This window comes from Kitasatospora sp. NPDC096077, assembly GCF_040303245.1.
Taxonomy (GTDB): domain Bacteria; phylum Actinomycetota; class Actinomycetes; order Streptomycetales; family Streptomycetaceae; genus Kitasatospora.
Map to the genome: position 1 here is coordinate 116726 of NZ_JBEOSV010000013.1, position 12051 is coordinate 128776.

A 12051-nucleotide genomic window follows, 5' to 3' on the forward strand; every position below is an offset into this window, starting at 1 on the left:
GGGGTTCCGGTCACCGGAGCTCCGGCCTTCCGGATCTCCGGGGCATCGGCTTTCCGGAACATCGGCTTCCGGGGCTCCGGTCCTGGCGTCGACTTCCGAACGACCCGGTGGACCACTCGGTCCGTCGGGTCGTCGGCGTATCCGGCGACCGGGAGGCCACTTTGGTCTGAACCTCTCAGCCTATGCGAGGCCGCCGCTCCGGCGCGGGCAGTCGGCGAGGCAGTACGCCCGGCTCGCTGAGCTGGGTCAGGATGGCGCCATGGCGGACAACAACCACTCCACGTCAACCGGATCGACCGGGTCGTTCCAGACCACCATCCTGGAGATCACCACCGGCAACCGCGAGGTCGCGCTCGACATCACCGACCGCTGCGCCGCGTTCCTCGACGAGCGGGCCCCGGGACGGGACGGACTGCTCAACGTCTTCGTCCCGCACGCCACCGCCGGGATCGCCGTCCTGGAGACCGGCTCCGGCAGCGACGACGACTTCCTCGCCACGCTGCGCGAGCTGCTCCCGGCCGACGACCGCTGGCGCCACCGGCACGGCAGCCCCGGCCACGGACGCGACCACGTGGTCCCCGGCCTGGTCGCCCCGCATGCCACCCTGCCGGTGCTCGGCGGTCAACTGGCGCTCGGCGTCTGGCAGTCCGTGGTGCTGATCGACACCAACGGGGACAATCCGCGCCGCACCGTCCGGCTGTCCTTCCTCGGTTAGCCGGACTGCCGGACGTGCTCGGCCACGGCGGCGAGGTAGCGCTCGATCGCCAGGTACTGGCAGAGCAGCGCGACCGGGCGGCCCAACCGTGCGTACCAGGCGGACAGCCGGGAGAACGCGGCGACCTCGAACCACACCTCGCCCTCGGCGTCCGTCGACACCAGGAACGACTCCTCGCCGCACTCGGGGTGTCCCGGCAGCGTCCCGTACGCGAAGCCGATCCGGTCCGGCTCGGCCACCGTCCACACCACCCGGCAGGGGATCACCAACCGCGGCCAGCGGCTGCCCGGCAGGCTCAGCCGCAGCAGTACGGTGGCCCCCTCCCGGGCGGGGCCGGCGGGGTGCACCGCGAAGCCGGTCCCCAGCTGGCTGCCCCACCCGAGCACGTACCGGCCGGCCCGCTCCAGCACCTCCGGCCCTCGCCCGAGGTGCACCCGCCGCCGCAGGTGCGCGTACCCGTCCGGCAGCCGCCCGCCCCGGGTGGCCCCGACCTCGGCGTACGTGGGCTCGGCGGCTCGGGCGGCACGCAGTCGCTGTTGAAGATCGCCAACCATGTCGGCCACGGTAGCCCGGGCGTCGGGTACGGCCTTCGGCGGGGGCGGGGGCGGGGGCGGGGGCGAGGGTCGGGGGGGCGCCTTGCGGCGGGGTGGGGGCGGGGAGTAGGAAGGCGGCATGAGCGATTTCCCGACGAACGAGGCCGTTGTGAGCGAGGGCGCGGCGGTCTGCGACCTCGCGCCCGCCGTTTCGGCGGAGGCGGCACTGCGGGAGGACCCGGCGGCGGTCGGGCCGCGCGCCGACTGTGTGCTCTGCGGTGAGCCGACCGTGCTTCCCGCCGATCAGCCGGGCAGCACGCTGTGCCCGACCTGCGCCTGGCAGCAGGCCCAGCGGATCGCCTGTTCCGGCTGAGCCTCCTCGGGCTCTGCCTGTGCGGGCGGGGCGGGGCGGGCGGGGTCGGGGCCTGGGCGTCCTCTAGGCGTCCTCCCGTCCGGCCAGGGCCAGGGTCGAGCCGTGCCGGCCCTTGCGGACCAGCAGCTGGGTGGGGATCCGGCTGCGCAGGTCGGCCACGTGACTGACGATGCCGACCGCGCGGTCCCGCTCGCGCAGGCCGTCGAGGACGTCCATCACCTCCTCCAGGGACTGCTCGTCCAGGGTGCCGAAGCCCTCGTCGATGAACAGGGTGTCCAGCGGCATCCCGCCGGCCTCGTCGGTGACCACGTCCGCGAGGCCGAGGGCGAGCGAGAGCGAGGCGAAGAAGCTCTCGCCGCCGGAGAGGGTCGCGGTGTCCCGCTCAGTGCCCGTCCAGGCGTCGACCACCCGCAGGGCCAGGCCGGAGCGCTTGTTGCCGGTGCCCCGGTCGTCGCTGTGCACCAGGGTGTAGCGACCGCCGGACATCCGGACCAGCCGGGCGCTGGCCGCCGCCGCGACCTGCTCCAGCCGGGCCGCCAGCACGTACGACTCCAGGCGCATCCGCAGCCGGTTCTCGGTGGAGGTGCCGGCGGCCAGCGCGGCGAGCCGGTTGATCCGCCCGTACTGCTCCAGCACCGGGGCCAGCTCGGCGGCCAGCTCGCCGAGGCCCTGCCCGATCGAGGCCAGCGCCGCGCAGCGCTCCTGGGCCACCGACCGGGCCGCGTGTGCCCGGCCGAGCCGGTCGGTGGCGGCGTCGAGCGTGGCCGCGGCGGCGGGCAGGTCGACCGGTGGACGGGCCGCCGCCTCGACCAGCTCGGGCAGCGCCAGCTCGTGCCGGACGGCGGCCGACTCCGCGCGGTGCCGCTCCAGCCGGGCCTCCAGTCGTTCCCGTTCCTCGCGCGGCAGCAGGACGGCGAGGGCTGCCCGGGCGTCCGGGAAGCCCGCTCCGGCGGCGGCCTTGCCGAGCTCCTCCTCGCTCTCGTCCAGCCGGGCCCGGGCCTCCGCGACCGCCCGCGCGGCCCCGGCGGCCCCGGCGACCGCCTCGGCCAACGCGGTCAGCCCCGCGGCCCGGTCGGCGACCGAGCCGGCCTCGCCGCGGGCGACCGCGACCTTGGCCGTCAACTCCCGCTGCTCATCGCTCAGTTGCAGCAGTCGGTCGGTGAGCACGGCGGCGCGCTCCTTGGCCTCGCGCAGCTCGTCGAGCCGACGGGTGCGGTCCTGCGACAGCCGGGCGATCTCCTGTCCGACCCGGCCGAGCGCCTCCGCCTCGTGCAGCGCGGTGCGGTGCTGCTGCTCCAGCCCGGCGAGCGCGTGCGCGAGCACGTCCGTGGGCTCCGGACCGGCCGCGCCGACGGCGGTCGCCTCGCGCACCCGCAGTGCGGTCAACGCCTGGTCGGCCTCGCCCCAGACGCGCTCGGCCGCGGCCTGGGCCCGGCCGGCCCGCTCCTCGTCCTCGGCGCTCACCCGGCCGCCCTCGGCGGCCTCGGCGGGGGACGGGTGCTCGGGCGAACCGCAGACCCGGCAGGCCTCGCCCGAGCGCAACTGCTCGGCCAGTTCGGCGGCCATGCCCGCCAGTCGGCGGTCCCGCAGGTCCAGGCCGAACTCGCGGGCGTCCAGCGCGGCCGTGCGCAGCTCGGCGACCCTCGGCTCGGCGGCCGCGATCTCCACCCGGAGGCCGTCCCGTTCCCGGGCCGCACCCAGGCGGGCGGTCAACTCGGTGCGCCGACCGTCCAGTTGCTCGACCCGGGCGCCCGCCGCCTGGGCCCGCGTCTGCTGCTCCTCCAGGCGGGCCAGCTCGCCGTCGAACTCGGCGAGCCAGTCCTCGGCCTCCTCGGCCAGCTCCTCGGCACCCCGCCGCTCCTGCGTCAAGGAGCGCTGCTCGCCGGCGAGTTCGGCGCAGCGCAGCTCCTCCGCCCGGGCCGTCTCCAACCGGACCACCTCGGCGCGCAGCCACTGCTCGGCCTCGGCCAGTTCGGCGGCCCCCGCCTCGGCCAGGCCGGCGGGACCGGCGGAGTGGGCAAGGCCGTTGGCGTGGGCGGGACCGTTGGAGTGGCCAAGACCGTTGGCGTGGGCGAGCGCCTCCCGCCGTAGCCGCTCCGCGGCCCGGGCCCGTCCGAGCGACTCGGCCGCGTTCTCCCGCAGGCGCAGCGCCGACTCCACCCCGACCGCCGCCTGGGCGGCCGCGAGCCGCTGCCGGTCGCGCGCCGCGGCCGACTCGAAACCGGCCAACCGCTCGGCCTCGGCCAGCGCCTCTCGGTGCCGGCGCTGCCGTCCGGCCAGCTCCTCGGCGAGCTCCCGGCGCTGCTGGGCCGACCGCTGCGCCGCCTCCGCGCCCGTGAGCGCGGCTTCGGCGACGGCGAGCCGTTCGGCCGCGCCGCTGCGCAGGATCGCCGCCCAGCCGAGCAGCCCGGCGGAGAGCTCGGCGTCGCCGTCCTCGCTCGGCACCCACTCCTCGGCGGGCTCGGCGCCGGGCCCGGCCGCCTGTTCCGCCTTGCTGGCGAGGTCGCGCAGCCGGCGCCGACCGGCCAGGACGGCGTTCTCCTGGGCGCGGCGCCGTTCGGCGAGCCAGGCCTCGACGAGTCCGTAGTGCTCGGTGTCGAACAGCCGGCGCAGCAGCTTGCCGCGCTCCTCGGAGTCGCCCTTGAGGAAGCGGGCGAAGTCGCCCTGGGGCAGCAGCACCACCTGGCAGAACTGCTCGCGGCTCATGCCGATCAGCCGGTGGATCTCCTCCCCGGCCTCCTGGTGCGAGGTGCTGACCGGCCGCCAGCCGGGCGCGCCGTCGCCCGCGTCGACGGCCCACTCACGCAACAGGGTCTGCGGCCGCTCTACGGTGGTGCCGGTGCCGACCTTCTTCGGGCGGCGCTGCTCGGGCAGCCGGGTGATCTGCAGCCGCCGCCCGCCCAGCGTCAGCTCCAGCTCCACCTGGGTCAGCCGCCCCGGATCGGCGTGGTCGCTGCGCAGCCGGTTGGCCCGGCGGGCGTTCGGCGTCTCGCCGTACAGGGCGAAGCAGACCGCGTCCAGCACGCTGCTCTTGCCCGCGCCGGTCGCGCCGCGCAGCAGGAACAGCCCGCCGGCGGCGAGCGCGTCGAAGTCCACCGTCTCACTGCCCGCGAACGGGCCGAAGGCGGTGACGGTCAGCCGGTGCAGCCTCATCGGGGCAGGTCCGCCTTCCGGTCGGCGCCCTCGCGGACGTGCTCGAAGCCCTCGCGCAGCCAGCCGAGCTCGTCCGCCTCCGGCGCGGCACCGGGGCGGACGTGCCGCAGGAAGCCCTCGGCGATCTCCAGGTCGCCCCGTCCGCTGACCCGGGCCGCGTAGGACCGGGTCGGCTCGGTCTCGCCGTCCTCGGGGTCGAACAGCAGTTGGAGGGTGTGCGGGAAGCGGCGGCGCAGCTTCTCCATCGGCTCGCTCGGGCGGGCCGGGTCGGTGAGCGTGGCCTGCACCCAGGACTGCTCGTGCTCGGTGTACCGCTCTTCGGTGAGCAGCGCCTCCAGCGGGCCGCGCAGGGTGGCGAGCGGGCGCGGCTGCGGGCAGTCGACGCGTTCGGCCGCCACCGAGCCGTCGGCGGCGAGGTCGACCAGCCACATGGTCTTGCGCTGGCGGACCTCGGAGAAGGAGTAGGCGAGCGGGGAGCCGCTGTAGCGCAGGTGCGGGGCCAGGGTCTGGCAGCCGTGCAGGTGGCCCAGCGCGGCGTAGTGCACCCCGTCGAACACCGAGGTCGGCACGGAGGCGACCCCGCCGACCGCGATGTCCCGCTCGCTGTCGCTGGCCTCGCCACCGGTGACGAAGGCGTGCGCCAGCACCACGGCGCGGGTGCCCTCGGGGCGCGCCGCCAGGTCGGCCCGGACCTGCTCCATCGCCGCGCCGAGCACGGCCGCGTGCCCGCCCCTGGCCAGCCCGAACCGCTCGCGCACCAGCGTCGGCTCCAGGTACGGCAGCCCGTACACCGCCACCGGGCCGTGCTCGTCCGCCAGCAGCACGGGCTCGGCGCACGCGCCCGGATCCGTCCGCAGGTGGATCCCGGCCCGGCCGATCAGACCGGCGCCGACCCCGAGGCGGCGGGCCGAGTCGTGGTTGCCGCTGATGAAGACCGTCGGCACCCCGAGGTCGGCCAGTCGGTGCAGTACGTCGTCGAACAGCGCGACGGCGTCCAGGCTCGGCAGTGCCCGGTCGTACACGTCCCCGGCGACCAGCACGGCGTCCACGCCCTCGGACCGGACCACGTCCACCAGGTGGTCCAGGAAGGCGCGCTGGGCGTCGTGCAGGCTCTCCCGGTGGAACGATCGCCCGAGATGCCAGTCGGAGGTATGCAGCAGTCGCATGGTCCCCGACCCTAACGCCCGGCACCGACAATCCCGGTGGGCGCAGTGGCCACAGGGGTTCAGGGGGGCTCCCGGGGATTTCGAGGAGTCCGGGGATGCCGGGAATTTCGAGCCCCGGTGCCCGTGCCGGTCCGGTGGCCACGTGAGGGGCACATTTTGTTCCCTCGATGCTCGGGTGCGCGGCGTTGTGGGCGGGCGACGGGGCTGTGAAGGGCACATTTTGGCCCGCTGGGGCGGCCCTGATCGCCTCTCCAGACGGCCTCGGGGAGGCCTAAGGACGAGGGTGTTCGATTACTCGGGGTGGATTGTCAGTGGCTCTGTGTAGGTTCCGTGATGTCGGCGACTCCGGGATCCGGGGTGGTTGGTGCTGGTTCGTGCTGTTCCGTTCTGTTCTTTCTTTGTGTGCTGGTCGAGTGGATGGGAGGACCCCATGACTGGATGGGAGTCGGTGTACGAGGTGCCGGGCGTCGTGATGGTGCGCGGGCGGTGGCCGCGGACGCCCCGGGCGTTGCTGTTCGGCGGGCGGAGGCCGGGGTCCGGTCCCGGGTCGGGGTTCGGTCCCGGTGGTCTGCCGGGAGGAGGGCCGGGCGTGCTCGGCGGGGCTCCGCCGCCCGGGGGTGGTCGGGCGCCGGGGGCGCGCGCCCTCGGCGGCGGTTCCGGCGGTGCCCGTGGGCGGCGCGGCGGCCGGGCCCGGGGCGCGCCGCCGCAGCCGGTGGCGCTGGCGCTGGCCGTGCAGGCGGCGAACTTCGCCGGCCTGGCGGGGTACGGGCTGTTCGGTGCGCTCGGGCACGAGGAGTACCTGAGGCGGGCGGAGGGGCATCTGAGGGCCCTGTACGAACAGGGGCTGGAGGTGCACCTGCGGGTGCTGGAGGCGGGCGACTTCGAGGACTACTGCTCCGCGCTCGGCCTCGATCCCCGGTCGTCGGCCGCCCGGGTCGCGTACGCAGGGGATCCGGAGCTGGCCGGGGAGCCCTTCGTCTACGCGGGGCAGCGGCTGGCGGAGCTCGCCCCGGTGCTGCTGGACGACCACCGGGCGCGGGTGCGGATGTCCGTGGCCTGCGCCGTGCTGCTGGAGGCGCTGGGCGACGACCCGGTCGGGCAGCGGCGGATGGCGGCGGTGATGCGGTACGTGACCTCGGTCTACCTGGCGCTGGCCGAGGGGGCGGGGGAGGGCTGCCACCTGCTGACGCTGCGCTGCCACGGCCCGGAGGACGGTGAGCAGCTGACCTCCGCGGTGGACGTCTGCGTGGAGGCGGGGCGCCTGCAGCCGGCGGGGCGGGACGTCGAGGCGTTCTGCGTCACGCTCGCGGCCGGGGCGGTCTCCGGTGGCGAAGGGGCGCTGCTGCTGCACGGCGACCCGGACGGGCCGTCGGGTGGGTTCCCGGCGGGGCGCTCGTCGGACGGGCCGTCGGGTGGGGCGGGGTCCGGGCCGAGGGTGCGGGGCTGGGCGCTGGCCGGGGGACGTCTGCGGCCGATGACGGCTCACGAGGTGTTCGACGAGTTGGCCGACGACGCGGCGCGTGGGCTGCCCTTCCCGCCCGGTGTGGTCCCGCAGCCGGGGTTCCCGTTGCCGGGCTTCCCGGAGGCCGGGGGCGGAGGTGGGCCGCTGGGGTGATCAGGGCGTTCGTGGCCTCGGCATCCACCATGCGGCGCTGGGGACTGTTCATCGACCGCCTGTTCGGGGAAGATCGGAGAAGATCAACAGCAGGAGCGCGCGGTACCCCACGCCGCCGCTCCGGTCGCTCCGCTCCGAACCGTGCTCCGCAGGTCCGGCGAGCCCGACAGCGAGAGGGGGCGCGCGGCATGAGCCGGATCGAGTTCACGGCGGAGATCGCCGAGCTGCTCGGGAAGGTGCGCCGACGTCCCACGGCGGGCTGGCCGTGGCGGCCGGGCGAGCAGGTGCCGGACGGCTTGCCGGTGAAGCAGTCCTGGGGCTGGCTGTTCGCCCCGGACGGGCGGGTGCTGACCCTGGTGAACCCCCGGGACGGCATCTGCTCACTGCCCGGCGGCTCGCTGGAGCCGGAGGACGACGGTGACCCGGCGGCCGCGTTGGCGCGGGAGGCGGGCGAGGAGGCCCAGGCCGTGATCGGTCGGCCGTACTACCTCGGCTACCTCTACGACCGGGTCGGCTCGGCGAACGGCGGGCACGAGTGCGCGCGGGTCCGGATGGCGGCGGCGCTGCGGTCGGTGGGCCCGAGCACGGCCGACCCGGCCTCGGGCCGACACTACCGGCGGCTGCTGGTCGCGCCGGGCCTCGCGGTCGAGCTGCTGGGCTGGGGCGCGCCCGGGCTGCGCCAGGCCCGGGCGGCGGTCGCCATGGCCGCCCACTGGCTCGGCGTGCCCGAGGTCGCGAACGAGACGATCGAGGAGCTCCCGGTCGATGGCTGCACGGTCCTGCCGGGCTCCGTCTACCCGGGCGGCGTCCACCCGGGCTCGGTCTAACCGGGCCCCGTCCACGCGGGCGGCGGACGCGCCCCCGGGGCGCTGAGCCGTGCCCACGGCGGGTGTTCGAACGGCGCTCCGGGGCGGCCTCGACGGAGGGGACTCGCGCCGCCGAACTGACGCACCGGCGGCCGTACGCTGACCACGGGTCGACGCCGAGCTGACTTCTCGAAAGTTTCTCATCTACACGCGATGACCGATGTGTGTCGACATAGACCCACACCCACCTGGGCGAACTCACGCTCCGTCGGGGTCGGTTCACTTCTCCGCTATCAGACTGTCCGTCAATGTCCTTGGCATGACCGCTTCCCCGTACGGCTACTGCCTGGTATCCCTTCTGTGACCCGCGTCATATCAGGAGGTGCCATGCTCCGCCATGCTCGTGTCCTGTCCGTCGCCGCGATAGCGGCCGGTCTCACCATGACAACGCTCTTCACGGCGTCGGCCGCCAATGCGGCCGGCGTCAACTACGTCGCCCTCGGGGACTCCTATTCGGCCGGCGTCGGTGCCGGTGGCTACCTGAGCGACAGTGGTAGCTGCAAGCGGAGCACCAACGCCTACGCGTATCTCTGGAAGAACACGCACAAGCCGTCCTCCTTCACCTTCGTGGCCTGTTCGGGTGCGAGAACCGGCGATGTGCTCAACAGTCAGATCTCCGCGCTGAACAGCGGCACCACGCTGGTCAGCCTCTCGATCGGCGGCAACGACGCGGGCTTCGCCGACACGATGAAGACCTGCGTGCTGGGGTCCGACAGCGACTGCCTCAACGCCGTCAACACGGCGAAGAGCTACGCCACCAATACCCTGCCCGGCCAGCTCGACCGGGTGTATTCGGCGATCCACGCCAAGGCGCCGAAGGCCCATGTCGTGGTGATGGGCTATCCGCGCCTGTACAAGGTCGGCGGCGACTGTCTGTTCGGCATCGGCGACACCAAGCGCGCCGCCATCAACGGCGCTGCCGACGCGCTGGACGGCGTGATCGCCAAGCGGGTCGCCAATGCCGGTTTCACCTTCGGCGACGTCCGCAGTGCCTTCTCCGGGCACGAGATCTGCGGCTCGCTGGACACCTGGCTGCACAGTACGACGCTGCCGATCGACGAGAGCTACCACCCGAACGCGGCCGGCCAGGCCAGCGGGTACCTCCCGGTCTTCAGCCGCTCCTGAGTGGATCCGTCGTGACGGCCGCCGTCCGGTCGTCCGGGCGGCGCCGCTGACCGTGGCCGGAGTCGCCGTGCCTTCCCGCGATGCGGGAGGGGTGGCGGCGCCGGGGTCGCTCCCCTTCTGATCCCGGTCGGCCTTCCCCGACGGGCCCCGTCCTGCCCGGGTGCGCTCCGTCCTGCCCCGTCCTGCCCGGGTGCGCTCCGTCCTGCCCCGCCCCGCCCTGCTCCCGCACGACCTGCCCTGCATCGGCGTGCGCGCACGTGCGCCGTCGTCATCGGAGCGCGCACGGACGCAGTCCCGCGCCATGTCAGTCGAACCAGCGCCACCGCAACGGCAGTTCACTCAAGCGACAACTGACGATCCGTCAATTGCCTTGGCATGAACGCTTCCGTGTTCGATTACCGCTTGGTATCCCTTTCTGTGACCCGCGTCATACCTGGAGGTGCAATGTTCCGCCCCGCCCGTGCTCTCTCCGTCGCCGCGATAGCCGCCGTCCTCACCATGACGACGCTCTTCACGGCATCCACCGCCAACGCCGACGGCGTCAACTACGTCGCCCTCGGCGACTCCTACTCGGCCGGCGTCGGCGCCGGCAACTACCTGGGCGACAGCGGCAGCTGCAAGCGCAGCGCCAACGCGTACGCCTCCCTCTGGGCGAACGCCAACTCGCCGTCCTCCTTCACCTTCGTCGCCTGTTCGGGCGCCAGAACCGGTGACGTCCTCAACAGTCAGATCTCCGCGCTGAACAGCGGCACCACGCTGGTCAGCCTCTCGATCGGCGGCAACGACGCGGGCTTCTCCAGCACCATGAAGACCTGCGTACTCAGCTCCGACAGCGACTGCCTCAACGCCGTCAACACGGCCGAGAGCTACGCCACCAACACCCTGCCCGGCCAGCTCGACCAGGTCTACAACGCGATCCGCGCGGCGGCCCCGAACGCCCACGTCGTCGTGATGGGCTACCCGCACCTCTACCAGGTCGGCGGCGACTGCCTGTTCGGCATCGGCGACACCAAGCGCGCCGCGATCAACGAGGCCTCCGACACGCTGGACGGCGTGATCGCCAAGGAGGTCGCCAACGCCGGCTTCACCTTCGGCGACGTCCGCAGTGCCTTCTCCGGGCACGAGATCTGCGGCTCGCTGGACACCTGGCTGCACAGCACCACCCTGCCGATCGACGAGAGCTACCACCCGAACGCGGCCGGCCAGGCCAACGGCTACTTCCCGGTCTTCAGCCAGTCCTGAGGCCCCCGGTTCCACCGTCCCGTCGGAGTCCTGTCGGAGTCCCGGCGTGACACCGGTGCCGCCGTCCGCTCCCGCTCCACCGGAGCGGACGGCGGCACCGCCGCGTCAGCGCCGGTCGGGTGTCGGGCGCACCGGGGGGAAGGGGATCGCGGCGAGCGCCGGCAGCAGCTCGGCCTCCTCGCGGTCGAGATGCGACTCCAACTCGTCGGCCATCCGGTCCAGTTCGGCCCGGAGTCGCTCCGGCTCGGCGATCTCGATGTCGGACAGCAGCGCCACCAGCTCCTCCTTGATCCGTCCGATCGCCCGGTGCTGCTCGCCGAGTCGTTCCAGCACGGCGGCGAGCTCGGGGTGGCTACGTGCCAGGGCCGGGAAGATCGCCGAGTCCTCCCCGGTGTGGTGGTGGGTCAGTCCGGCGCAGAACGCCAGGCAGTGCTGGCGCAGTTGCAGCCCGAGCCCGGCCGGACGCCCGGGGACGTGCGACCGCGCCTCCGTCCGGACGTGCCGCAGCTGGGCGCGTAGCCAGCCGTGGGTCTCCAACAGCTTGTCGGCCAGGCTGCGTACCTCGTGCGGCCGGCCCGGTGGCGCTGCGGGCCGCTCCAGTACGACCACCGGCAACTCCCGCTCGGTGTGTGCCTGGTAGTCGCCGTACCCGGGCGCTGCGTGGACGACCGCAGCGAACAACCGCTCCTGGCGGGGGCCTTCGGCGGGGACGGCGATCGCCTCGAAGGCCTCGGTGCCGAGTTCGACCCGGACCACGGGGTGGGTCAGCAGATTGCGGTACCACTGCGGGTGCTCCGGCGCCCCGGCGGCCGAGGCGACCACCAGGAGCAGCCCTTCGGCTCGGACGAACCCGAGCGGTACGGTGTGCGGCCGACCGGAGTGGGCCCCAGTGGTGGTCAACAGGAGCAGGTCTCCGCCCTCGAACGGGCCGCCGACCCGGCCGCCGTTGGCGCGGAACTCTTCGATGACGTTCAGATTGAAGGACATGGACATAGGTGTGTGGTGAAGTCTCCTGGTAATTCGGGGATTCGCGGCCACACGCGGTACCACGCGACGAACGGGCGGACACCGCGGTGACCGCCGAGGTCAGATCAGGGCAGCGGAGAAGGTGTTCATCGCGCATCGTCCCTTTACACGTCAGGTGCTGGCTCGGCTGCCGGCCGGCCCACTACTCTGTGGCCGACGCCGCGCTGCACGCCCCCATTAGAGCCAAGCCGCGGACGCCCTGTCAACGAGCATGATCACCATCGAAGGGAAGCCGGC

10 protein-coding genes are annotated in these 12051 nt (G+C 73.8%); 6 read left to right on the forward strand and 4 right to left on the reverse strand.

Annotated features, from left to right (window positions below; translation table 11 throughout):
* Nucleotides 1–259: 259 nt before the first annotated feature.
* The gene (locus ABTZ03_RS15255; RefSeq protein WP_350513411.1) at nt 260–715 is read left to right on the forward strand and encodes a YjbQ family protein; all 456 of its coding nucleotides are present in this window, start codon (nt 260–262) and stop codon (nt 713–715) included.
* Here the strand turns inward: ABTZ03_RS15255 and ABTZ03_RS15260 are convergent.
* Nucleotides 712–1269 carry a DUF1990 domain-containing protein gene (locus ABTZ03_RS15260; protein WP_350513412.1) on the reverse strand — a complete coding sequence of 186 codons (558 nt, stop codon included), beginning with the start codon at nt 1267–1269 and terminating at the stop codon, nt 712–714. The genes ABTZ03_RS15255 and ABTZ03_RS15260 overlap by 4 nt on opposite strands.
* Nucleotides 1270–1387: 118 nt before the next feature.
* On the opposite strand from ABTZ03_RS15260, the gene ABTZ03_RS15265 reads away from it, so the two are divergent.
* Nucleotides 1388–1621 (forward strand): hypothetical protein, encoded by a 234-nt coding sequence (locus tag ABTZ03_RS15265; RefSeq protein WP_350513413.1) that lies wholly within the window; start codon nt 1388–1390, stop codon nt 1619–1621.
* Between the two features lie 63 nt (nt 1622–1684).
* Here ABTZ03_RS15265 and ABTZ03_RS15270 read toward each other — a convergent pair whose 3' ends face one another.
* The gene (locus tag ABTZ03_RS15270; RefSeq protein WP_350513414.1) at nt 1685–4774 is read right to left on the reverse strand and encodes an AAA family ATPase; all 3090 of its coding nucleotides are present in this window, start codon (nt 4772–4774) and stop codon (nt 1685–1687) included.
* A complete protein-coding gene (locus ABTZ03_RS15275; protein WP_350513415.1) occupies nt 4771–5940 on the reverse strand; it encodes an exonuclease SbcCD subunit D in 1170 nt (389 codons plus the stop codon). The genes ABTZ03_RS15270 and ABTZ03_RS15275 overlap by 4 nt, the downstream gene beginning before the upstream one ends.
* Before the next feature lie 589 nt (nt 5941–6529).
* Between ABTZ03_RS15275 and ABTZ03_RS15280 the strand changes: the two genes are divergently transcribed.
* From ABTZ03_RS15280 to ABTZ03_RS15295, 4 genes are all read left to right on the forward strand, one after another.
* Nucleotides 6530–7555: a DUF8829 domain-containing protein gene (locus tag ABTZ03_RS15280; protein ID WP_350513416.1), complete on the forward strand. Its 1026-nt coding sequence runs from the start codon at nt 6530–6532 to the stop codon at nt 7553–7555.
* Nucleotides 7556–7743: 188 nt separating this feature from the next.
* Nucleotides 7744–8382, forward strand: coding sequence for an NUDIX hydrolase (locus ABTZ03_RS15285; protein WP_350513417.1), 639 nt, complete (start codon nt 7744–7746; stop codon nt 8380–8382).
* Nucleotides 8383–8748: 366 nt separating this feature from the next.
* Nucleotides 8749–9546, forward strand: a complete 798-nt coding sequence (locus ABTZ03_RS15290) for an SGNH/GDSL hydrolase family protein (RefSeq protein ID WP_350513418.1) — start codon at nt 8749–8751, stop codon at nt 9544–9546.
* A gap of 444 nt (nt 9547–9990) precedes the next feature.
* A complete protein-coding gene (locus tag ABTZ03_RS15295; protein WP_350513419.1) occupies nt 9991–10788 on the forward strand; it encodes an SGNH/GDSL hydrolase family protein in 798 nt (265 codons plus the stop codon).
* 105 nt (nt 10789–10893) lie between these two features.
* Here ABTZ03_RS15295 and ABTZ03_RS15300 read toward each other — a convergent pair whose 3' ends face one another.
* The gene (locus tag ABTZ03_RS15300) at nt 10894–11781 is read right to left on the reverse strand and encodes a nitroreductase/quinone reductase family protein (protein WP_350513420.1); all 888 of its coding nucleotides are present in this window, start codon (nt 11779–11781) and stop codon (nt 10894–10896) included.
* Nucleotides 11782–12051: the final 270 nt, after the last annotated feature.